23 protein-coding genes and 1 riboswitch are annotated in these 22,140 nt (G+C 67.9%); of the genes, 8 read left to right on the top strand and 15 right to left on the bottom strand.

All coding sequences use genetic code 11. The features are described from left to right. The 3 genes from dgcA to GH815_RS09260 all read left to right on the top strand — a co-directional run bounded on the left by dgcA (position 1) and on the right by GH815_RS09260 (position 3,127). On the top strand, positions 1 to 966 hold the full coding sequence (dgcA, locus tag GH815_RS09250) for an N-acetyl-D-Glu racemase DgcA (RefSeq protein ID WP_153748488.1): 966 nt from the start codon (positions 1 to 3) through the stop codon (positions 964 to 966). Between the two features lie 32 nt (positions 967 to 998). Beyond that, positions 999 to 1,859, top strand: coding sequence for a D-amino-acid transaminase (locus GH815_RS09255; protein WP_153748489.1), 861 nt, complete (start codon positions 999 to 1,001; stop codon positions 1,857 to 1,859). Between the two features lie 152 nt (positions 1,860 to 2,011). Beyond that, positions 2,012 to 3,127 (top strand): THUMP domain-containing class I SAM-dependent RNA methyltransferase, encoded by a 1,116-nt coding sequence (locus GH815_RS09260; RefSeq protein WP_153748490.1) that lies wholly within the window; start codon positions 2,012 to 2,014, stop codon positions 3,125 to 3,127. 31 nt (positions 3,128 to 3,158) lie between these two features. Here GH815_RS09260 and GH815_RS09265 read toward each other — a convergent pair whose 3' ends face one another. Continuing rightward, complete coding sequence (locus GH815_RS09265) at positions 3,159 to 3,947, bottom strand: glycosyl hydrolase (protein ID WP_153748491.1); 789 nt, start codon at positions 3,945 to 3,947, stop codon at positions 3,159 to 3,161. Positions 3,948 to 4,218: 271 nt separating this feature from the next. Here GH815_RS09265 and GH815_RS09270 point away from each other — a divergent pair, with 271 nt between their 5' ends. Both GH815_RS09270 and GH815_RS09275 read left to right on the top strand, forming a co-directional pair. After that, entirely contained in the window at positions 4,219 to 5,382 is a 1,164-nt protein-coding gene (locus GH815_RS09270) for an alpha-hydroxy acid oxidase (RefSeq protein ID WP_153748492.1), read from the top strand. A 103-nt stretch (positions 5,383 to 5,485) separates the two neighbouring features. Beyond that, positions 5,486 to 6,097: a 50S ribosomal protein L25/general stress protein Ctc gene (locus GH815_RS09275; protein ID WP_153748493.1), complete on the top strand. Its 612-nt coding sequence runs from the start codon at positions 5,486 to 5,488 to the stop codon at positions 6,095 to 6,097. Positions 6,098 to 6,172: 75 nt separating this feature from the next. Here the strand turns inward: GH815_RS09275 and GH815_RS09280 are convergent, their stop codons facing one another. Further along, entirely contained in the window at positions 6,173 to 6,700 is a 528-nt protein-coding gene (locus tag GH815_RS09280) for a hypothetical protein (protein ID WP_153748494.1), read from the bottom strand. 142 nt (positions 6,701 to 6,842) lie between these two features. Continuing rightward, on the bottom strand, positions 6,843 to 7,154 hold the full coding sequence (locus GH815_RS09285; protein ID WP_153748495.1) for an antibiotic biosynthesis monooxygenase family protein: 312 nt from the start codon (positions 7,152 to 7,154) through the stop codon (positions 6,843 to 6,845). A gap of 85 nt (positions 7,155 to 7,239) precedes the next feature. On the opposite strand from GH815_RS09285, the gene pth reads away from it, so the two are divergent. Both pth and GH815_RS09295 read left to right on the top strand, forming a co-directional pair. After that, positions 7,240 to 7,914: an aminoacyl-tRNA hydrolase gene (gene pth, locus GH815_RS09290; RefSeq protein WP_153748496.1), complete on the top strand. Its 675-nt coding sequence runs from the start codon at positions 7,240 to 7,242 to the stop codon at positions 7,912 to 7,914. 16 nt (positions 7,915 to 7,930) lie between these two features. After that, the gene (locus GH815_RS09295; RefSeq protein WP_153748558.1) at positions 7,931 to 8,302 is read left to right on the top strand and encodes a DUF2237 family protein; all 372 of its coding nucleotides are present in this window, start codon (positions 7,931 to 7,933) and stop codon (positions 8,300 to 8,302) included. Between the two features lie 6 nt (positions 8,303 to 8,308). On the opposite strand, the gene trpB is transcribed toward GH815_RS09295, so the two are convergent. The 6 genes from trpB to rpsA all read right to left on the bottom strand — a co-directional run bounded on the left by trpB (position 8,309) and on the right by rpsA (position 13,246). Further along, positions 8,309 to 9,538, bottom strand: coding sequence for a tryptophan synthase subunit beta (gene trpB / locus GH815_RS09300; RefSeq protein ID WP_153748497.1), 1,230 nt, complete (start codon positions 9,536 to 9,538; stop codon positions 8,309 to 8,311). A gap of 93 nt (positions 9,539 to 9,631) precedes the next feature. Next, entirely contained in the window at positions 9,632 to 9,970 is a 339-nt protein-coding gene (locus GH815_RS09305; RefSeq protein ID WP_153748498.1) for a hypothetical protein, read from the bottom strand. Continuing rightward, complete coding sequence (locus GH815_RS09310; protein ID WP_153748499.1) at positions 9,967 to 10,623, bottom strand: phosphoribosylanthranilate isomerase; 657 nt, start codon at positions 10,621 to 10,623, stop codon at positions 9,967 to 9,969. The genes GH815_RS09305 and GH815_RS09310 overlap by 4 nt, the downstream gene beginning before the upstream one ends. Before the next feature lie 8 nt (positions 10,624 to 10,631). After that, a complete protein-coding gene (locus tag GH815_RS09315) occupies positions 10,632 to 10,997 on the bottom strand; it encodes a lipopolysaccharide assembly protein LapA domain-containing protein (protein ID WP_153748500.1) in 366 nt (121 codons plus the stop codon). 12 nt (positions 10,998 to 11,009) lie between these two features. Then, on the bottom strand, positions 11,010 to 11,291 hold the full coding sequence (ihfB, locus tag GH815_RS09320; RefSeq protein WP_153748559.1) for an integration host factor subunit beta: 282 nt from the start codon (positions 11,289 to 11,291) through the stop codon (positions 11,010 to 11,012). Positions 11,292 to 11,563: 272 nt separating this feature from the next. After that, positions 11,564 to 13,246: a 30S ribosomal protein S1 gene (gene rpsA / locus GH815_RS09325; RefSeq protein WP_153748501.1), complete on the bottom strand. Its 1,683-nt coding sequence runs from the start codon at positions 13,244 to 13,246 to the stop codon at positions 11,564 to 11,566. A gap of 245 nt (positions 13,247 to 13,491) precedes the next feature. Between rpsA and GH815_RS09330 the strand changes: the two genes are divergently transcribed. Continuing rightward, positions 13,492 to 15,483 carry a methyl-accepting chemotaxis protein gene (locus tag GH815_RS09330; protein WP_153748502.1) on the top strand — a complete coding sequence of 664 codons (1,992 nt, stop codon included), beginning with the start codon at positions 13,492 to 13,494 and terminating at the stop codon, positions 15,481 to 15,483. 12 nt (positions 15,484 to 15,495) lie between these two features. Here the strand turns inward: GH815_RS09330 and GH815_RS09335 are convergent, their stop codons facing one another. From GH815_RS09335 to GH815_RS09360, 6 genes are all read right to left on the bottom strand, one after another. Then, entirely contained in the window at positions 15,496 to 16,104 is a 609-nt protein-coding gene (locus tag GH815_RS09335) for a (d)CMP kinase (protein WP_153748503.1), read from the bottom strand. Beyond that, a complete protein-coding gene (aroA, locus tag GH815_RS09340; RefSeq protein ID WP_153748504.1) occupies positions 16,101 to 17,453 on the bottom strand; it encodes a 3-phosphoshikimate 1-carboxyvinyltransferase in 1,353 nt (450 codons plus the stop codon). Before aroA ends, GH815_RS09335 begins: the two co-directional genes overlap by 4 nt. A 152-nt stretch (positions 17,454 to 17,605) precedes the next feature. Then, a complete protein-coding gene (gene trmB, locus GH815_RS09345; protein WP_153748505.1) occupies positions 17,606 to 18,328 on the bottom strand; it encodes a tRNA (guanine(46)-N(7))-methyltransferase TrmB in 723 nt (240 codons plus the stop codon). Between the two features lie 137 nt (positions 18,329 to 18,465). Then, on the bottom strand, positions 18,466 to 19,632 hold the full coding sequence (gene metK, locus GH815_RS09350) for a methionine adenosyltransferase (RefSeq protein WP_153748506.1): 1,167 nt from the start codon (positions 19,630 to 19,632) through the stop codon (positions 18,466 to 18,468). A gap of 7 nt (positions 19,633 to 19,639) precedes the next feature. Beyond that, positions 19,640 to 19,689: riboswitch (SAM-SAH riboswitch) on the bottom strand. A 39-nt stretch (positions 19,690 to 19,728) separates the two neighbouring features. Continuing rightward, positions 19,729 to 21,243 carry an apolipoprotein N-acyltransferase gene (gene lnt, locus GH815_RS09355; RefSeq protein WP_153748507.1) on the bottom strand — a complete coding sequence of 505 codons (1,515 nt, stop codon included), beginning with the start codon at positions 21,241 to 21,243 and terminating at the stop codon, positions 19,729 to 19,731. Positions 21,244 to 21,247: 4 nt separating this feature from the next. Then, positions 21,248 to 22,126, bottom strand: coding sequence for a hemolysin family protein (locus GH815_RS09360; RefSeq protein ID WP_153748508.1), 879 nt, complete (start codon positions 22,124 to 22,126; stop codon positions 21,248 to 21,250). Positions 22,127 to 22,140: the final 14 nt, after the last annotated feature.

The raw sequence follows: 22,140 nt of genomic DNA on the forward strand, positions 1-22,140 counted from the left end.
ATGCAGATCGTCGTCACACCCGAAAGCTTCGCCCTGAAAGAACCCTTCGCCATCTCTCGCGGCAGCCGAACCGCGGCCGAGGTGCTGACCGTGCGCATCGCCGCCAATGGCGCGATGGTCTGGGGCGAATGCGTGCCCTATGCCCGCTATGGCGAATCGCCCGACAGCGTCGCCGCCCAGATCGCGGGTTTGCCCGACCGCCTTGACCGCGCGGCCTTGCAGGATCTGCTGCCGCCGGGTGCTGCCCGCAATGCCGTCGATTGCGCGCTGTGGGATCTGGCAGCCAAGCGGGCCGACCGGCGGGTGTGGCAACTGGCGGGCCTGCCCGCGCCGAAACCCGTCATCACGGCCTTCACCCTGTCGCTGGACGCGCCCGAAAACATGCGCGCGGCGGCCGAGCGCAACGCGCAGCGCCCGCTGCTGAAGGTCAAGCTCGGCACCGAAGACGACATGGCCCGGATCGAGGCGGTGCGCGCAGGTGCGCCGAAATCGCGGATCATCGTCGATGCGAACGAGGGCTGGACGCCCGAGATCTATACCGAGCTTGCGCCGCATCTGGTGCGGCTGGGGGTCGAGATGGTGGAACAGCCCCTGCCCGCCGGGTCCGACGACATGCTGGCCGAGATCGCCCGCCCCCTGCCCGTCTGCGCCGATGAAAGCTGCCATGACCGCGCCTCGCTGCCGGGGCTCAAGGGCAAGTACGACATGGTCAACATCAAGCTCGACAAGACCGGCGGGCTGACCGAGGCGCTGGCCCTGAAAAAGGCCGCCCGGGCCGAAGGCTTCGGGATCATGGTGGGCTGCATGGTCGGCACCAGCCTTGCGATGGCGCCCGCCGTGGTGCTGGCCCAGGGCGCGGCGGTGACGGATCTTGACGGCCCGCTGCTTCTGGCCGAAGACCGCCCCAATGCGCTGCGCTACGACGCAAAGGGCGTGCATCCGCCCGATGCGTTCCTGTGGGGCTGACGCCGGGCCGCAAGAGCGAAAGGACCAGAGCGATGAGCCGGATCGTCTATGTCAATGGCGAGTATCTGCCCGAAGATCAGGCCAGGGTCTCGGTCTTCGACCGCGGCTTCCTGTTCGCCGACGGCGTCTACGAGGTGACCAGCGTCATCGACGGCAAGCTGGTCGATTTCCCCGGCCATGCCGCGCGGCTGGAACGCTCGCTGGCCGAACTGGACATGCCCTCGCCGATGACATCGGGCGAGTTGCTGGCGATCCATCGCGAACTGGTGGCGCGCAACGATGTGACCGAAGGGATGGTCTATCTTCAGATCACCCGCGGCGCCCCCGCGGACCGCGATTTCGTCTTCCCCGATCCGGCCGAGACGCCGCAGACCGTGGTGCTGTTCACCCAGTCCAAGGGGCTGGTCGACAGCCCCGCGGCGCAGACCGGGCTCAAGGTGATCTCGATCCCCGATATCCGCTGGGGCCGGCGCGACATCAAGACCGTGCAACTGCTCTACCCGTCGGTCGGCAAGATGATGGCCAGGCGCGCGGGCGCGGACGATGCCTGGATGGTCGAGGACGGTTTCGTGACCGAAGGGACCAGCAACAACGCCTATATCGTCAAGGATGGCCGGATCATCACGCGCCAACTGGGCAACGAGATCCTGCACGGGATCACCCGCGCCGCCGTTCTGGCCTTTGCCCGCGAGGCGCAGATGCAGGTCGAGGAACGCCCCTTCACCATCGAGGAGGCACAGGCCGCGGACGAGGCGTTCATCACCTCGGCCTCGACCTTCGTGATGCCGGTGGTGTCGGTCGACGGCGTGGCGCTGGGGGACGGCAAGCCGGGTCCGGTCGCGCGGCGGCTGCGCGAGATCTATATCGAGCAAAGCCGCAAGGCCGCGGTCTGAGACGGCACCGGCGCGGGGGGGCGCTGCCCCCCGTCCTTGCGGACTCCCCCCGGGGTATTTTTGCCAAGAAGAAGGCAGATCGCGCGGGACTTGCTGCGCGGGCCTGCCGATCCCCGCTTCACTCCGGCCGCTTTGCGCTTTAGGCAGGCGGCATGGAAAGCCAAGCCGATCCGGAGATCTTTCTGGCCGCCCCCCCGGGACTGGAGGAGGCGCTGGCCGACGAGGCGCGCGCGCTGGGCTTTCGCGGCGTCGCGCCCTGCCCGGGCGGCGTCGCGCTTTGCGGCGGCTGGCCCGAGATCCGGCGCGCGAATCTTTGGCTGCGCGGTGCGGGGCGGGTGCTGGTACGCATTGCCGCCTTTCGCGCGCTGCACCTGGCGCAACTGGACAAGCGCGCGCGGCGCGTGCCTTGGGCCGATATTCTGCGCCCCGACCGCCCGGTGAGGGTCGAGGCCAGTTGCCGGGGATCGCGCATCTATCATGCGGGGGCAGCGGCGCAGCGGATCGAGCGCGCCATCGCCGAAACGCTGGGCGCGCCCATTGCCGACGATGCGCCGATCCGGGTGCTGGTGCGGATCGAGGATGACCTGTGCACGATCAGCCTGGACAGTTCGGGCGAGCCGCTGCACCGGCGCGGCCACAAGCAGGAAGTGGGCAAGGCGCCGCTGCGCGAGACGCTGGCCGCGCTGTTCCTGCGCCAATGCGGCTATTCGGGCCGCGAGCCGGTGGTCGATCCGATGTGCGGCTCGGGCACCTTCGTGATCGAGGCGGCCGAGATCGCGGCGGGGCTGGCGCCGGGCCGCGGGCGCGGCTTTGCCTTCGAGGAATTCGCGGGCTTCGATCCGGCCGCGTGGGGCGCGATGCGGGCGGTGCCCGCCCCTGCCCTGCCCGATCTGCGGTTTCACGGCTTCGACCGCGATCAGGGCGCCATCGCCGCCAGCCGGGCCAATGCGGAACGGGCGGGCGTCGGCGCGCTGACCAGCTTCACCTGCCAGCCCATCGCCGCGCTGACCCCGCCCGATGGCCCGCCCGGGCTGGTGATGGTGAACCCGCCCTATGGCGGGCGGATCGGTAATGCCCGCGCGCTTTATCCGCTATACGGAACGCTGGGCGAGGTGCTGAGGACGCGGTTTGCGGGCTGGCGGGTCGGGATCGTGACCAGCGAACCGCAGCTTGCCCGCGCGACCGGGTTGCCCTTTGGCCCGGACGGGCCGCCAATCCCGCATGGCGGGCTGAAGATCCGGCTCTATCGGACCGGCCCGCTGGGATGACCGCGCCCGTTGCCGGACGCGGCCCGCGCGCTTACTCGGCGCTGGCAACCTCGACGCTGGCGAAGGCGGCCATCATCTGTTCATAGGCCTTGCCCACCGGCGTCGGTTTCAGCCGGTCATCGACCAGGTTGATCCTGGGTGCGCTTCCGCCCCAGGGATAGGGATTGGCCGCGAACCAGGCATAGCGTTCGACAAAGGGCAGTTCCTCCATCATCTGCATCGCGGACGCGGCAAAGGCGGCGTTGCGTTCATAGCTGGCCGCGCGCGGGCGGTTCCAGTCGATATAGGCGAATTCGGTCACCCAGATCGGCCTGCGATATTCCCGATGCACCTGGATCAGCCAGCGGCGGAACGCCTCGACATCGCCATCGGTCGTGTAATAGTGCACCGCCATGAAATCGACCCGCATGCCGCGCCGCTCGATTTCTGTCATGAAGCGGCGCTGCCAGGAATTCGGCCCCAGCGTCTGGTCGCGCGTCGTTGCCGGGCTGCCAAGCCGAAGCCCGCGCGCCTGAAGCTTGGGCCAGAGCGCAATGGCCTCGGCCACCGTCATTCCCGCCTGATGATCGCCGCCATAGCCGTCGGGCTCGTTGAAGCCCAGGAGCGTCGTGACCCGCCGTTCCGACTGGATCGGCTTGTTCACCTCGCGGGCGTTATGGATCATCGGCACGAATTCGACATCGCGCCGATGTTTCTGGCGCGACCAGATCTGATCCGCCCGCCAGTTGTAATACCAGCCAAGCCCCGGCGCATCCTCGATCCAGCGGATCATGGTATAGCTCGGGTTTTCCCAAGCCCCCACACCCGCCTTCTGAGCCATGCCAGGAGCCGCCGACAAGAATACCCCCACCACGATTAGGATGAGCTTCCCGATCATGATAATACCTCACACACCAAGGATGAGGCTAGGCGGGGTATTGGGTAGGAATTTGTTCGGAATCGTGAATAAGCGTGATGCGGGTCAGGCAGGAACAAGGCTCAACCCAGGGTGATTGCGCCGGGATCGTGTCCACCGCCCGACCGCGCCAAGGGCGTTGCGAGCCTGCGGCCCGATTGGTAAAGCGCCTTGACCAATGTCAGGGAGTCGCAGAATGCCCGTGATCACCACCATCGAGGACCTGCGCCGCATCCATGCCCGCCGCGCGCCGCGGATGTTCTACGATTATTGCGAGTCGGGAAGCTGGACCGAGCAGACCTTTCGCGACAATATCTCGGATTTCGCTCAGATCCGGCTGCGCCAGCGCGTCGCGGTGGACATGGCGGGGCGGTCGACCGCCGCGCGCATGATCGGGCAGGATGTGGCGATGCCGGTGGCGCTGGCGCCGGTCGGGCTGACGGGCATGCAATCGGCCGATGGCGAGATCAAGGCCGCGCGTGCAGCCGAGAAATTCGGCGTGCCCTTCACACTCTCCACCATGTCGATCTGTTCCATCGAGGATGTGGCAGCGCACACGACCAAGCCCTTCTGGTTCCAGCTTTACGTCATGCGCGACGAGGATTTCGTGGCCCGCATCCTGCAACGCGCCAAGGATGCACGCTGTTCGGCGCTGGTGCTGACGCTGGATCTGCAAATCCTCGGCCAGCGGCACAAGGATCTGAAGAACGGGCTGTCCGCCCCGCCCAAGCCGACGCTGCGGACGATGGCGAACCTGGCGACGAAATGGCGCTGGGGGCTGGAGATGCTGGGCACCAAGCGGCGCTTCTTCGGCAATATCGTGGGCCATGCCAGGGGCGTCAGCGATGCCTCGTCGCTGACCGACTGGACGGCCGAGCAATTCGACCACTCGCTTGACTGGGACAAGGTGCGCAAGCTCAAGGAGCAATGGGGAGGCAAGCTGATCCTCAAGGGCATTCTGGACGCCGAGGATGCCCGGCGTGCGGTCGATGTGGGCGCCGATGCGATCGTGGTGTCGAACCATGGTGGGCGGCAGCTTGACGGGGCGTTGTCCTCGATCCGCGCGCTGCCCGGCATCGTGCGCGCCGTGGGCGATCAGGTCGAGGTGCATTTCGATGGCGGCATCCGCTCGGGCCAGGATGTGCTCAAGGCGCTGGCGCTGGGGGCCAGGGGCACCTATATCGGCCGCGCCTTCGTCTACGGGCTGGGCGCGATGGGCGAGGCGGGCGTCACCCGCGCGCTGGAGGTGATCCACAAGGAGCTGGACACCACCATGGCGCTCTGCGGGCGCAGGTCGGTCGCGGCGCTGGACCGCGACATCCTGCTGGTGCCGTCGGATTTCGAGGGCAACTGGGCCTGAGCGCCCGGATTCGCCCTTCCCAAGCGGCGCCGTCTCGGCTAAGGGCACGGCTTCAACCGGGCATACACCCTTGGAGGATGCCCAGAACCTAGGAGAATGACCAATGGCTGGTGAGATTCCGGATCTCTTCGCCACGGAACGGACGGGGACAGGCAAGGGGGCCGCTCGTCAAGCTCGCCGCGAGCAACTCGTTCCGGGCATCGTCTATGGCGGCGGCGCCGAGCCCCTGCCGATCAACCTGAAATACAACGAACTGCTCAAGCGCCTCAAGGCGGGCCGCTTCCTGTCCACGCTGTTCAACCTCAAGGTCGAAGGCCAGGAGGATGTGCGCGTGATCTGCCGCGGCGTGCAGCGCGATGTGGTCAAGGATCTGCCGATCCATGTCGACCTGATGCGCCTGCGCCGAACCTCGCGGATCAATCTGTTCATCCCGGTCGAGTTCGTTGGCCACGAGAAATCCCCGGGCCTCAAGCGCGGCGGCGTGCTGACCGTAGTGCGCCCCGAGGTCGAACTGATGGTGACCGCGGGCGAGATCCCCGAAAAGCTGATCGTGGATCTGAGCGGCCTGAACGTGGGCGACATCGTTCACATTTCGGACGTCGCGCTGCCCGAAGGCACGCGCCCCACGATCACCGACCGCGATTTCGTGATCGCGAACATCTCGGCGCCGTCGGGCCTGCGCTCGGCCGACAGCGAGGAAGGCGAAGAGGGCTGATCGCCCCCGCCTGCCACAGACAGGAACGGGGCCCTGCGGGGCCCCGTTTCCGTTCGCAAGGGGGCAATGCCGCCCTCAGAATCCCGGCGGCGCGTCGGGGGTGATCGTTCCCAGAAGACCCGGCAGGCCGGTGCAGAAACGGTGCATGCGCATCGCCGCCGCGCTGCCCGCCTCTGTGCGCACGCCATCGGGCCACCAGAGGGCCAGCAGGTCGGTCTGGCTGGCGGCGTCGATCACCGGGCGCACCTGCTGCGCCTCGAATTCCTCGACCCAACCGGCCTGCATCCAGAGTTGCTGACGCGCCCGCGACCAGGTGCCCGGCCCGTCCAGCGCGTCGAGCACGCGCCAATGCTGCGCGATCATGTCCCGCGCCCAGGCAACGCACAGGATCCCGGCCTTGAGCCGGGCGGTATCGGACAGATCGGCCTCGCCCGCCGCAATCGCCAGCGGCGCCAGTTCGGCCAGCGCCGCCTCGGGATCGAAGGGTGCCTCGCCGGCCCTCGCGGCGGTGCCGATATTCAGCGCCATGGCCAGCGCACAGGCCGCAACCGCGCCCCTGCCCCGCCGCAGCGCCCCGAAAAGCCGGAAAAGGAAATGCAACATGCGCGTCGCCTCGCTTTTGCACAAGACTAGCGGCGGCGGGGTTTCCAATTCCTTGTCCCGGCGCACGCGCGCAACGCGGCCCGGGGGGGCGCGCCCGATTCACAGGCATTTGCCGTCAGATTGCGCAGAAACGCGGCGGTTCTCAGGCCAGATGCTGCACCGACTCGAACAGTTCCAGCTCGGGCGGCTCGACATACAGATCGGACGGCCCCCTGGCCCCCTTATGCGCGGCCCGGAACGCCTCGGATTTCGTCCAGGCGGCAAACGCGGCCTCGCTGTCCCAGAAGGTATGCGAGGCGTAAAGGCGATAGCCCGCCTTCTCGGGGCCTTTCAGCAGGTGAAACGCGACAAAGCCCGGCACCGATTTCAGATGGCTGTCGCGGCTCTTCCAGACTGCCTCGAACGCCTCTTCGCTGCCCGGTTTCACCTTGAAACGGTTCATCGTCAGATACATTGCGCGTGCCTCCCGGTCTTGCCGCTCTGGAATCCGCGGCCAGTTCACGGCATCAAGGGCAAAGGTTCAAGCAGGGAGAGCGCGCATGCGCCTGTTCGTGGGGCTCGGCAATCCGGGTGCGAAATATGCGGGCAACCGGCACAATATCGGCTTCATGGCCGTCGACCGGATCGCCGCCGATCACGGCTTTGCGCCCTGGCGCGCGAAATTCCTGGGCCAACTGGCCGAGGGGCGGCTGGGGCGCGAAAAGGTCGTGCTGCTGAAGCCCGAAACCTTCATGAACCGCTCGGGCGATTCGGTGCAGGCGGCGATGCAGTTCTTCAAGCTCACCCCGGCCGATCTGACCGTGTTCCATGACGAGCTTGACCTTGCGCCCGGCAAATGCCGGCTCAAGCAGGGCGGCGGGCATGCGGGGCATAACGGGCTGCGCTCGATCCAGTCCCATATCGGGCCGGATTTCGAGCGGGTGCGACTGGGCATCGGGCATCCGGGCCACAAGGACCGGGTTTCGGCCTATGTCCTCAGCGATTTCGCCAAACCCGAGCAGGAGTGGCTGGCGGATCTGCTGCGCGGGATCTCCGATGGCGCGGCGGCGCTGGCCGAGGGGGACGGGGCGCGGTTCCTGAACGCGGTCGCGCTGCGCACCGCCCCGCCGCGCAATGCCGGGCGCGAGGCCGCGGCCCAGCCCGCGCCGGTGGCGGAGCCTGCGCCCGCCGACAGCCGCTCGGCGCTACAGAAACTGGTGGACCGCTTCAGATAGGAGACGAACGATGGCGATGCAAAGGGCCCCTTCGGTCAATGTTCTGGGCGGACCGCTTGCCCCCTGTTCCACCACGCCGCTGACCGGGTTCTTTCGCAACGGCTGCTGCGACACCGGCCCCGACGACCGCGGCAGCCATACCGTCTGCGCGGTGATGACGGCCGAATTCCTGGCCTATTCCAAATATGTCGGCAACGACCTGTCGACCCCGCGCCCGGAATGGGGCTTTCCGGGGCTGAAACCGGGCGATCGCTGGTGCCTGTGCGCAGGCCGCTTCCTGCAAGCCCATGACGAAGGCTGCGCGCCGCGGGTGGATCTCAGCGCGACGCACAGGGCCGCGCTGGAAATCGTGCCGCTCGACGTTCTGGAACGCCACGCCCTGCCCTGAGCGCCGTCAGTACCCGCCCATGTCGAAGCCCAGATGGCGGGCGACGGTAAAGATGTCCTTGTCGCCGCGGCCGCACATGTTCATGCAGATCAGGTGATCCTTGGGCAGCCCGGGCGCGATCTTGGCGACATGGGCCAGTGCGTGGCTGGGTTCCAGCGCGGGGATGATGCCCTCGGTCTCGCAGCACAGCTGAAACGCCGCCAACGCCTCGGCATCGGTGATCGCGACATAGTCGGCGCGGCCGGTCTCGTGCAGCCAGGCATGTTCCGGCCCGATCCCGGGATAGTCGAGCCCGGCCGAGATCGAATGACCTTCGAGGATCTGGCCATCCTCGTCCTGCAACAGATAGGTGCGGTTGCCATGCAGCACGCCGGGCCGCCCGCCGGTCAGGCTGGCGCAATGCTCCATCCGGTCATCCACGCCATGCCCGCCCGCCTCGACCCCGATGATCCGCACATCGGGATCGTCGAGGAAGGGATAGAACAGCCCCATCGCGTTCGAGCCCCCGCCGATGGCGGCGACCAGCGTATCGGGCAACCGGCCCTCGGCCTCGAGCATCTGGGCCCGGGCTTCCTTGCCGATGATCGCCTGGAAATCGCGCACCATGGCCGGATAGGGATGCGGGCCCGCCACGGTGCCGATGCAGTAGAAGGTGTCGCGCACATTGGTCACCCAGTCGCGCAGCGCGTCGTTCATCGCGTCCTTCAGCGTGCCGCGCCCCGAGGTGACGGGAACCACCTCGGCCCCCAGCAGACGCATGCGGAACACGTTGGGCGCCTGCCGCTGGACATCGGTCGCCCCCATGTAGACCACGCATTTCAGCCCGAACTTGGCGCAGACGGTGGCGGTGGCAACCCCATGCTGGCCCGCGCCGGTCTCGGCGATGATGCGGGTCTTGCCCATGCGGCGGGCAAGGATGATCTGGCCCAGCACGTTGTTGATCTTGTGCGCGCCGGTATGGTTCAACTCGTCGCGCTTCATGTAGATCTTCGCGCCGCCCAGCCGCTCGGTCAGCCGTTCGGCATGGTAAAGCGGGCTGGGCCGGCCGACATAATGCTTCCACAGGAACGCCATCTCGTCCCAGAAGCTCTGGTCGGTCTTGGCATGTTCGTATTGCGCCTGAAGCTCTAGGATCAGCGGCATCAGCGTTTCCGACACGAACCGCCCGCCAAAGATGCCGAAGCGCCCCCGCTCGTCCGGGCCTGTCATGAAGGAATTGATCAGATCGTCGGGCATCTCGCGCGCTCCTCCTCGGTCGAGCCTCTGTCTATCGCGTGTCCCCGACGCGGTAAAGCCAGCCCCTCGCCCGGTCGCGCATGGGCCGGGCCGTCACCGCTCGGTGCAGAAGATGCGGGTAAGGGCCCCGATGCAACTGGCGCTTTCGGCATTGCCCAGCCGGACCTCGGCGCGCGAGAACAGCACCTTGTCCTCATATTCCAGCGCGATCAGCGAGCGGATCAGTTGTGCGCATTGCGCCCGGCCCAGCTTGCAGGTGGTGAGCAGGATCGCCTCGACCGGATCGGCCGCCGCCTCGGGATCGGCGGCGTCGATCCGCGCAAGAAGCCGGGCTTCGAGCTGGGCCTCGAAAGCCGCCTGGGTGGGCTTGGTAAAGGCCATGGCCAGCGCGCCAAGCGCCAGCACCGCGATCAGTCCGGCAAGCCCCTTCATTGCGTCTCCTCCCCGCGCGCGGCCGCCACGAACCGCGCGATCAGCGCCGCATCCTTGACCCCCGGCGCGGATTCCACGCCGGAAGACACATCGACCTGCCGCGCGCCGGTCAGCCGGATCGCCTCGGCCACGTTTTCGGGCGTCAGCCCGCCCGCCAGCATCCACGGCACCGGCCAGCGCCGGTTCGCGATCAGCCGCCAGTCGAAGCTGAGCCCATTGCCGCCGGGCAGCACGGCATCCCGTGGCGGCTTTGCATCCACCAGAAGCTGGTCGGCCACCCGGGCGTATTCGGCAAGCCCGGGCAGATCGCCTGCATCGGCCACGCCCACCGCCTTGATCACTGGCAGCCCGAACCGCGCACGGATCTCGGCCACGCGCGCGGGACTTTCATGGCCATGCAGTTGCAGCATGTCGATCGGCACCCGATCCAGCATCGCGGCCAGCGTGGAATCATCGGCATCGACCGTCAGCGCCACCTTGGCGATCCCCGGCGGCACCTCGGCGGCAAGCGTGCGGGCGGCCTCGATCTCCAGATGCCGCGGCGATTTCGGAAAGAACACGAAGCCCAGATAGGCCGCACCCGCGCCCACCGCCGCGGCCACCGCCGCAGAATCCGTCAACCCGCAGATCTTGACCCTGATATCGGACGACATGACGCCGCCTAGCCGGTCTTGCCGCTTGCCTCAAGCAGCGCCAGCACCTCGTCGCGCCCCTCGGTCTTGTGCTTGTCGGCCTTGACCTTGTCGAGTTCGCGCTTGAGCCGGGCCGCCTCGCGGCGCTGCCGGCTGGCCTGCGAACGATACTTGGTCTCGCGCAGCCATTCCCAGAAGAAGCCCAGCAGAACCCCCGCCAGAAGCCCGCCGAACCCGACGACGTAAAGCGGCAACCCGATCGACCAGGCAATCCCCGAAAAGGCGGCCAGTTCGTCGGGCAAGAGGTTCAGCGTCACCACCTGACGGTTCGCCATGGCGACGACGACAAGGCAGATCGCAAGAAGCAGCAGAAAGAGGTAGCGGATGGCGCGCATGGTCTGACTCGGTCATTTTCCGTTCAGGCGATCGCGTAGCAGCTTCCCCGTCTTGAAGAAAGGCACGCATTTCTCGGACACATCCACCGACTCGCCGGTGCGCGGGTTGCGCCCGGTGCGCGCGTCCCGCTTCTTGACCGAGAACGCACCGAATCCGCGCAGTTCCACCCGGTCGCCCCGCGCCATGGCGGCGATGATTTCCTCGAAAATCGTATTCACGATGCGTTCGACATCGCGCTGGTAGAGATGCGGGTTATCTTCCGAAATCTTCTGGATCAATTCGGATCGGATCATTGCTCTGTCCCTGTTCTGCGCCTTTCTGGCCTGCACGGCAGAGGCTTGCGGAATATAGGCATGTTTTGCCCTTCGGAGAAACAGAAAGCCTTTGAAATCCGTGGGGGAAGCGGCGGAAAGACGCGTCACGCAGGCCCGGTGCCCACGGTTTCGGGCGCTGTGCAGGGCTTGCGGCCCCGATAGGCGGGCTCGCGAATTCGTGATTCGGTCAACGGAAAACGGCCCCGCAATTGCTTGCGGGGCCGCGATACGGCCGGCGGGGCCGGTCCCTGTTACCTGCCTTCGCCTTTCAGCGCGGCACCAAGGATGTCGCCCAGCGAGGCACCCGAATCCGAGCTGCCATACTGTTCGACCGCCTCTTTCTCCTCGGCGATCTCGCGGGCCTTGATCGACAGGCCCAGACGACGCGACTTGGAGTCGATGTTGGTCACGCGCACATCGACCTTGTCGCCGACCTGGAACCGCTCGGGGCGCTGTTCCGACCGGTCACGCGACAGATCCGAGCGGCGGATGAAGGACTTCATGCCCTCATACTCCACCTCGATCCCGCCTTCCTCGATCATGGTCACGGTCACGGTGATGATCGAGCCGCGCTTCACGCCGCCCACGGCATCGGCGAACGGGTCGCCTTCAAGCGCCTTGACCGACAGCGAGATGCGCTCCTTGTCGGTGTCGACCTCGGTCACGACCGCCTTGACCATGTCGCCCTTGCGGTAGTCCTGGATCGCCTCTTCGCCGCGCTGGTCCCAGCTCAGGTCAGACAGGTGCACCATGCCGTCGATGTCGTTGTCCAGGCCGATGAACAGACCGAATTCGGTGATGTTCTTGACCTCGCCCTCGACCTCGGTGCCGACCGGGTGCGTCTCGGCAAAGACTTCCCAGGGGTTGCGCATGCACTGCTTGAGACCCAGCGAAACGCGCCGCTTGGCGGTGTCGATCTCCAGCACCATGACGTCGACTTCCTGGCTGGTCGAGACGATCTTGCCGGGGTGGACGTTCTTCTTGGTCCAGGACATTTCGGACACGTGGACCAGACCCTCTACGCCCGGCTCCAGTTCCACGAAGGCGCCGTAATCGGTGATGTTGGTCACGCGGCCCTTGTGAACCGAACCCAGCGGGAACTTGGCCTCGACCGAATCCCACGGATCTTCCTGAAGCTGCTTCATGCCCAGGCTGATGCGGTGGGTGTCCTTGTTGATCTTGATGACCTGAACCTTCAGGGTCTCGCCGATCGACAGGATTTCCGAGGGGTGGTTGACGCGGCGCCAGGCCATGTCGGTGACGTGCAGCAGGCCGTCCACACCGCCCAGATCGACGAAGGCGCCGTATTCGGTGATGTTCTTGACCACACCATCCACGGCATCGCCCTCGGCCAGCTTGCCGATGATCTCGGCGCGCTGTTCGGCGCGGGATTCTTCAAGGATGGCACGGCGGCTGACCACGATATTGCCGCGGCGGCGGTCCATCTTCAGGATCTGGAACGGCTGCTTCAGCCCCATCAGCGGACCGGCATCGCGCACGGGGCGCACATCGACCTGGCTGCCCGGCAGGAACGCCACGGCGCCGCCCAGATCGACGGTGAAGCCGCCCTTGACCCGGCCAAAGATCGCGCCGTCGACGCGGGCATCCTCGGCATAGGCTTTCTCCAGCCGGTCCCATGCCTCTTCGCGGCGGGCCTTGTCACGGCTGATGACTGCCTCTCCGCGGGCATTCTCGACCCGGTCCAGATAGACCTCGACCTCATCGCCCACGGCGATGTCCGGGGCCTCGCCCGGATTGGTGAATTCCTTCAGATCGACGCGGCCTTCCATCTTGTAGCCGACGTCGATGATGGCCTGGCCCGCCTCGATGGCGATGACCTTGCCCCTGACGACACTACCCTCGGCGGGCGTGTCGATCTCGAAGCTCTCCTTCAGAAGGGCTTCGAATTCTTCCATAGCGTTCTTGGCGCACATATGCAGTTGGTCCTTTTCAGATGTTTTCCGGCCAGGCGGTTGGATCCGCCGGTCTTTGATGGCCCCGGTCAGACATGACGCCTATGCCCGGGGATTCCGGGTCAGGGCGACTCGTCTCAAGGATGGGGGCCTATAGCCCGAACGCCCCTCGCTGACAAGCATTCCGGCCACGCACCGCTTAGGGAATTCGCAATATCTGATGCCTATTCCCAAGGCAGTTTGCGAACCAGGCGAGAGGACACCCCATGTTCGGCAGCGCGCGCATCCGCATCGTCTCGGGCCTGATGCTGGCCCTTGCCGCTGCTGCGGTCGGCTACATGATCTTCAGCGCAACCCGGATGGGGCAGGCCAACGAGGCGGTGCGCGACGCCTGGGCAGACCGCTACCAGTCCTACCTGCTGGCCGACGAGTTCAGGCAATCCAGCGACGACCTCACGCGCCTGGCCCGGACCTATGTGCTGACCGGCGATGACCGCTACGAAACGCAGTACATGGACATCCTCGCCATCCGCAACGGCCAGCAGGAACGGCCCGCCGCCTACCATCGCATCTACTGGGATTTTCTTGCCGCCGACCGGCCCGCCTCGGGTGGCAGCGGCGTGACCCGCCCGCTTGCCGACCTGATGAAGGATGCTGGCTTCACCGAGGCCGAATTCGCCCTTCTGGCGCAGGCCCAGGCCAATTCCGACGGGCTGGTGGGGCTGGAGGTGCGGGCGATGAACGCGGTCAAGGGCATCTTTGCCGATACCGCGGGCGCCTACACCGTGCGGGGCGCGCCCGATGCGGCGCTTGCCGCCGGGCTGCTGCATTCGCGCGACTACCATGCGTTCAAGGCCGACATCATGGCTCCGGTGAACGAGTTCCTCGCCACGATGGAACAACGCTTCGACACCCGCATCGCCGCCCTTCAGGCCGGGGCCGACCGGGCGCGGACCCATGTCATCGGTGCGGCCATCCTGCTGGCCGGGGTCACGGCTGCCCTTGCCGCAATGCTGGCCGTGATGATCCTGCACCCGCTCAGCCGGCTCAGCCGGACCATGGCCGCGGTCGCCCGCGACGAACCTGTGGACCAGGTGCCCTGTATCGGCCAATCCGACGAATTCGGCCTGCTCGCGCGCGAGATTGCCGCCGCCATCGCCACGGGCGCGGCCAACCGGGCGATGGTATCCGATGTGGCAATGCTGGTCGACGCGGCGCGCGAGGGCGATTTCAGCCGCACGATCCCGAACCGCCCGGGGCGCGAGGATCTGCAACGCATCTGCGACGGGCTGAACCAGATGATGGCCGCGCTGGACCGCGCCTTTGCAACCATCCTGAACGCGATGCGGGGTCTGGCCGAGGGCGACCTGACCCGGCCCATCGACAGCCGCCTGCCCGGCCGTCTGGGCGAGGTGCTTGCCAATGCCGAAGCCGCACGATCCGGGCTGGCCGAACTGATCCGGCAATCCCGCGACGGCACGCGCGAACTGTCCGGCCGGATCGGCGACATGTCGCATGCCATCGACCAGCTTCAACACCGAACCGAAAGCTCGGCCGCCGCGCTGGAGGAAACCTCGGCCGCGCTGCTCGAACTGTCCTCCTCGGTCTCCGAGGCCAGCAAGCGCGCCACCGATGCCGACCGCATCGCCGACAACGCGCGGCGAACCGCCGGCCACGGCCTTGAGGTCATGGGCGAAGTGACGGCGGCGATGCAGGACATCCGCGGCTCCGCGAACGAGATCACCGCAATCGTCGACATGATCGGCTCGATCGCCTTCCAGACCAACCTTCTGGCGCTGAACGCGCGGGTCGAGGCGGCGCGGGCGGGCGAGGCAGGCAAGGGCTTCGCCGTCGTCGCCTCCGAGGTCAGCGCACTGGCGCTGCGCGCCTCCGAAGCCACCGAATCGATCGGCGCGCTGATCGGCAAGTCGGGCGAACAGGTCGAACGCGGCGCGACCCTGATCGACAGCGCCGCCGGAACGATCAACGAGATCTCGGCCGCCATCGGCGAGATCAGCGACCTGGCCGCGGTCATCGCCGCCGCGATGCGCGAACAGTCTGTTGGCCTGGAAGAGGTGACAACGGCCGTCGGCGAACTCGACCGCTCGACGCAGCAGAATTCCAGCATGGTCTCGTCAACCACCGCCGAAACCGAGGCGCTGCGCAGCGTCGCTGCCGACCTGACCTCGGGGATGGACCGGTTCCGGCTGGCCGAGACCGGCCCGGGCGGGCAGGCGGATTACCGGCTGGCATCCTGAACGGGCGGCGCGCTAGCGCGCCGCCTTTCCGGCAAGCCGCGCCGCGACATGGGCACAGGCCGCCGCAACCGCCCCGTCGATATCCAGGGCGGTCGTGTCGATCAGAACCGCATCCCCGGCTGCCTTGAGCGGCGCATCCTCCCGGCCCGTGTCGCGCGCATCGCGCGCATGCACATCGGCCAGAACCTGCGCCGCGTCGCCGCCCTCTTCCAGCCAGCGCCGATGCGCCCGCACCTCGGGGCTGGCGGTGACGTAAAGCTTCACCTCCGCCTCCGGGCAGATCACCGTCCCGATATCGCGCCCGTCCAGCACCGCGCCCCCCGCCTGCCGGGCAAAACCCCGCTGGAACGCCACAAGTGCCGCCCGCACCTCGGGGATCGCGGCAACCTCGCTGGCCGCCCGGGCGACATCGGCCGCGCGCAGGTCGGACCGGGCCAGATCCGCCGGGGCCAGCCCGCGCGCCGCCGCGACCGGATCGGCGCCCTCCAGCATCCGCGCCCCCACCGCACGGTAAAGAAGCCCGGTATCGAGATGGGCGAACCCGAACCGCGCCGCCACCGCCCGCGCGATCGTGCCCTTCCCCGCCGCGGCGGGGCCGTCGATGGCAACGGTAAAGCTCATGCGCCCACCCGGGCAAAGACCGCGCCCAGCCGCTCCATCAACGGCTCGAACACCGGAAAGGACGTGGCAATGGGCCCGGCATCATCCACCGTCACCGGATGCTGCGCCGCCATCCCGGCGCAGAGAAACGACATCGCGATCCGGTGGTCCAGATGCGTGGCGCAGGTCGCGCCCCCCGGCAACCCGCCCGGCCCCCTGCCGGTCACCGCCATCCAGTCCGCCCCCTCCTCGACCATGGCACCGCAGGCCCGCAAGCCCGCCGCCATCGCCGCGATCCGGTCGCTTTCCTTGACCCGCAATTCCCCGATCCCCGGCATCCGTGTGACGCCTTCGGCAAAGGCCGCGACCACGGCCAGGATCGGGTATTCGTCGATCATGCTCGGCGCCCGCTCGGCCGGCACCTCGATGCCCTTCATCGCGGGCGAAAACCGCGCGCGCAGATCGGCAACCGGCTCGCCGCCCTCCTCGCGCGGGTTCTCATAGCTCAGATCGGCCCCCATCTCGATCAGCGTCGTGAACAGCCCCGCCCGCGTCGGGTTCAGCCCGATCCCCGGCACCAGCACGTCCGAGCCCTCGACGATCAGCGCCGCACAGACCGGAAAGGCCGCGGAACTGGGATCGCGTGGCACCGCGATGCTTTGCGGCCGCAATTCCGGCTGGCCCGTCAGCACGATGACCCGGCCCTCGTCCGTCTGCTCGATACGCAGCGACGCCCCGAACCCCGCCAGCATCCGCTCGGTATGATCGCGCGTCGGCTCGCGCTCTTTCACCACTGTCTCGCCCGGCGCATTCAGCCCCGCCAGCAACACCGCCGATTTCACCTGTGCGGACGGCACCGGCACCGCATAGCGCACCGGCACCGGCTCGACCGCGCCCACCACCGTCATCGGCAGCCGCCCGCCCGCGCGCCCATAGGCCGCCGCCCCGAACAGCGCCAGCGGCTCGGTCACCCGCCCCATCGGCCGCGCCCGCAACGAGGCATCGCCGGTAAAGGTCGCGGTGATCGGCGAGCTTGCCATCGCCCCCATGATCAGCCGCACGCCGGTTCCCGAATTGCCGCAATCGATCACGTCGGCGGGCTCGGCAAACCCGCCCACGCCGACCCCGTTCACCACCCATTCGCCCGGGCCCAGATGCGCGACATCGGCCCCGAAGGCCCGCATCGCGCGCGCGGTGTCCAGAACGTCCTGCCCTTCCAGCAGCCCCGTGATCCGGGTCTCGCCCACGCTCAGCGCACCCAGGATCAGCGCCCGATGGCTGATCGACTTGTCACCGGGCACCTCGGCCACACCGCTCAGCGGGCCGGCCCGGCGGGCACTCATCGGGATCGGGTCGCCATGGGCGGACATGCGGGGGCTCCTCTCGCAGCGGATCGCGCCCGGCCGGATTAGCGAAAGCGGCGCGGCCCGTCCAGCAGCCCGGCACACGCCCCCCTGCTTCTTCTTGGTCCAAATACCCAATTCCGACGCCCGCCCCCCGGCGCACCGCCCGGGGCAGTGCCTCAGCGGCGGCGGAAGGTCAGGTAATGCGGCACCCGCCCCTCGCGCAGCGCCTTCTGCTCGTAGCGGGTGGACAGCCAGTCGCCCCAGGGCTGGCGCCAGTCGCCCGGCCCCTCGGCCAGCCAGTCGAACCCGGCCTTCGGCACCTCGATCAGGGTCTGGCGCACATAATCGGGAATGTCGGTCGCCACGCGCAACTCGGCCCCGGGGCGCATCACCCGCGCCAGCGGCTCCAGGAAATCCGGCGTCACGAAGCGGCGTCGATGATGGCGCTTCTTCGGCCAAGGATCGGGATAAAGCAGGAAGGCGCGCGCGATCCCGGCCTCGGGCAACACGTCGAACAGGTCGCGCACATCGCCCGGATGGACGGCGACATTCTCGACACCGGCTGCGCGGATCTTGCCCAGCAGCATCGCCACGCCGTTGATGAAGGGCTCGCAGCCGATGATCCCCACATCCGGGCGATGCGCGGCCTGGTGGACCATGTGCTCGCCCCCGCCAAAGCCGATCTCCAGCCAGACCTCGCGCCCGCCGAAACGCGCGGCCAGATCCAGCGGCTGCCGCTCGGGGTTGACATCCCAGCCGACCGGACCGGGCGACAGCGCCGCAAGATCGGCGTCGAGATATTCCCGTTGCCGGTCGCGCAGGGTCTTGCCATGCCGACGGCCATAGAAATTGCGCCATTCCCGGCGCGGGCCTTGGGGGTCTGGGGGCGGCTCGCTCATGGTCCGCGCCCTAATCCGGACCGCCCCGCCCGTCAAGGCCAACCGCCCGGCCCGAACACCCGCTCCGAACGCCAAGGGGGCGCGCGCCGCAAGGCGCGCGCCCCCCCGGGCGACGGGCGTCAGCCCGGCGCAATCTCTCAGACAGCGGCCTTCAGTTCCGCGGCCAGATCGACCCGTTCCCAGCTGAACCCGCCATCGGCCTCGGGCGCACGCCCGAAATGGCCATAGGCCGCGGTGCGCGAATAGATCGGCCGGTTCAGCGTCAGATGTTCGCGGATGCCGCGCGGGGTCAGGTCCATCACCTGCGAGACCGCGCGCTCGATCACCTCGTCGGGCACCTCGCCCGTGCCATAGGTGTCGACATAGATCGACAGCGGCTTGGCCACCCCGATCGCATAGGACACCTGAAGGCAGCAGCGCCGCGCAAGCCCGGCCGCGACCACGTTCTTCGCCAGATAGCGCGCCGCATAGGCCGCCGAGCGGTCCACCTTGGTCGGATCCTTGCCCGAGAAGGCCCCGCCGCCATGCGGCGCCGCGCCGCCATAGGTATCTACGATGATCTTGCGCCCGGTCAGCCCCGCATCGCCATCGGGCCCCCCGATCACGAAGGTGCCCGTGGGGTTCACGTGCCACTCGGTCTTGTCGTGGATCCAGCCCTCGGGCAGCACCTCGCGGATATAGGGCTCCACGATCTGGCGGATGTCATGCGAGGTCTGGCTTTCAAGCTCGTGCTGGGTCGACAGCACGATCGAATCGACCGCCACCGGCTTGCCGCCCTCATAGCGTACGGTCAGCTGCGACTTGGCATCGGGGCGCAGCGTCGGCTCGGCGCCGGATTTGCGCGCTTCGGCCAGGCGGCGCAGGATCGCATGGGCATACTGGATCGGCGCGGGCATCAGTTCCGGCGTCTCGTCGGTCGCATAGCCGAACATGATGCCCTGGTCCCCCGCCCCGTCGCGGTCGACACCCTGGGCGATATGGGCCGACTGCTCGTGCAGGAAGTTCAGCACATGGCAGGTATTCCAGTGGAACTTCTCCTGCTCGTAGCCGATATCGCGGATGCAATCGCGCGCGATCTCGCCGATCCGGCCCATGTAGTTCTTCAGCCGCTCGCGGTCGGTCAGCCCCACCTCGCCGCCGATCACCACCATGCCGGTTGTGGCGAAGGTCTCGCAGGCGACACGGGCGTTCGCCTCCTCTGCGAGGAAGGCGTCGAGAACGGCATCGGAAATCCGGTCGCAGACCTTGTCGGGGTGCCCCTCCGAAACGGATTCGGAGGTGAAAAGGTAGTTCTGGCGCGTCATATGGAAGTGCTCCGTTGGGTCAATCCCCGCCACGCCAGGAAGCCGTTGTGGCGGTCCGACGCCCGACTTACGCCGCGCCCCCAGCGGAATCAATGGCTATTTCCGGCGCCGGGCTGCGACCATTCCAGACAGCGCGGCAACCAGCACCAGCAGAACCGGCCAGTCGCCACTCTGCGCATAGGGCGTGGGCGGCAGGGCGGGGGGCAGCGGCGCGGTCACCTGGCCCGCCGTGTTCAGGGGCAGGCTGTGGGTGATCCGCCCGCGCGCGTCGATCACCGCCGAAACGCCGGTATTCGCCGAACGCAGCAGCGGCAGGCCCTGTTCGACCGCGCGCAGCCGGGCAAGCGCCAGATGCTGATAGGGGCCGGTCCAGTCGCCGAACCAGGAATCGTTGGTCAGCTGGGCGATCCAGCGCGGCCGCTCCGGCACCCGCAAACCCTGGGGAAACACCGCCTCGTAGCAGATCAGCGGCAGCGCGGTGCCCAGCCGCGGTCCCAGATCCAGCACCACCGGCCCCGGCCCCGCGCCATAGCCCCAGACATCCTGCGCGGCAAGCCCGCGGATGCCGAACCGGCCCAGCACCTCGCCGAAGGGGATGTATTCGCCAAAGGGGACGAGGTGATGCTTGTCATAGACATGGGCAACCGCGCCGCCCGGCCCGATCACCGCAAGGCTGTTGAAGACCGCGTTTCCTTCGCCGCGCTGGATGCCCATCATCACCGGCACGCCGCCCGACACATCCGCGATCAGCGCCAGCGCCCCGCCAGAGCGTTCCAGCAGCCAGGGCACCGCGGTTTCGGGCCAGAGGATCAGCTCGGGCACCGGGTCCGAGGGTTCGGCACTCAGGTCAAGCAGCCGTTCCCAGAACAGTTGCTGCATGTCGGGCCGCCATTTCAGATGCTGCGCCGCATTGGGCTGGACCAGCCGGATCTGCGGCGGATCGGGGTCGGCGGGCATCGGTGCCTCCAGCCGCAGCGCGCCCCAGACCCCCGCCCCCGTGACCATCAGCGCCGCCAGAACCGCGCCCGCCGACCGGCCGGGACCAAGCGGCAGCAGAAGCGGCAGCGCCGCGACCAGCGTGGTGAACAGCGTCAGCCCGTTCTGCCCGAACAGGGCCGCCAACTGCATCTGCGGCGCCCCGATCCAGACATGCCCCGGCAGCGCCCAGGGAAAGCCGGTCAGCACATGACCGCGCGCCAGTTCCACCGCGGCCAGCGCCAGCGCAAAGCCCAGCGCCCGGCGGCGCAGCCCCTGCCCCGCCCAGCCCGCAAAGCCCCCCGCCGCGCCCCAGAACAGCGCCAGCCCCCCGGCCATGCCGACCATCGCAAAGGGCGCCATCCAGCCATGGGCATGCAGGTCGATCAGAAAGGGTTCGACGATCCACGCCAGCGCCAGCGCGAAATGCCCCACGCCCCCGGCCCAGCCGACCAGCGCCGCCTGTCGCGGCCCCGGCGCACGCGCCACCAGCCAGGTCAGCCCCGCCAGCGCCACAAGTGCGACGGGCCAAAGCCCGAAGGGCGCCTGCCCCGTTGCCGCCAGCGCGCCCAGCCCCAGCGCCGCCACCGGCGCGCGCGCCAGCGCCTGCACGATCCGGGGCCGGTGGGCGGTCATGGTCTCAGCCGGCCATCACCGGCAGCCGCACCCGCAGCCGCTTGATCCGGCGCGGATCGGCATCGACCACCTCGAACTCGGTGCCGCTTTCGTGGCGGATCACCTCGCCGCGCGCGGGCACCCGGCCGATCATCATGAAGACCAGCCCGCCCAGCGTATCCACTTCCTCGATATCCTCGCCCTCGACCAGCCTCAGCCCGATCTCGGTCTCGAACTCGTCCAGCGGCGCGCGCGCCTGGGCCAGATAGACACCGGGCTTTTCCAGCGTCCACAGCGCGGCTTCCTCGGTGTCGTGCTCGTCCTCGATCTCGCCCACGACCTGCTCGATCAGATCCTCGATCGTCACCAGCCCGTCGACCCCGCCATATTCGTCGATCACCAGCGCCATGTGCATCCGCTGGGTCTGCATCTTCTGCAACAGCACCCCGATCGGCATCGAGGGCGGCGCGTAAAGCAGCGGGCGCACCATGTCGTTCAGCGCAAAATCCGTGCCCTTGCCGTTGAAGCCGTAGCGCAGCGCGAAATCCTTGAGGTGGATCATGCCCACCGGCGAATCGAGCGTGCCGTCATAGACCGGCAGCCGGGTCATCCCCGTCTCGCGGAACACCCGCACCAGATCGTCGCGTGAAATGTCCAGCGGCACCGCCTCGATCTCGGCCTTGGGGATGGCCACATCCTCGATGCGCAAGCGGCTGAGATTGCCGATGCCAAGGGGCACCTGCGGCCGCGCCGCGGTGCCATTCACCCCCTGTTCGTCCGAATCATCCCCGGCAGCAGGCCTGATCGCCGCCACAAGCCGACCCAGAATGCCCCGGCTTTCCAGATTGTCGGTCTCAAGCGCGCCTTGCGCAGCGCTAGACGACCCGTCCGTCTCGTCGCCCATCAATCCTTACCAGA

Origin of the sequence: Rhodovulum strictum, from assembly GCF_009649175.1 — a bacterium.
Taxonomy (GTDB): domain Bacteria; phylum Pseudomonadota; class Alphaproteobacteria; order Rhodobacterales; family Rhodobacteraceae; genus Rhodovulum; species Rhodovulum strictum.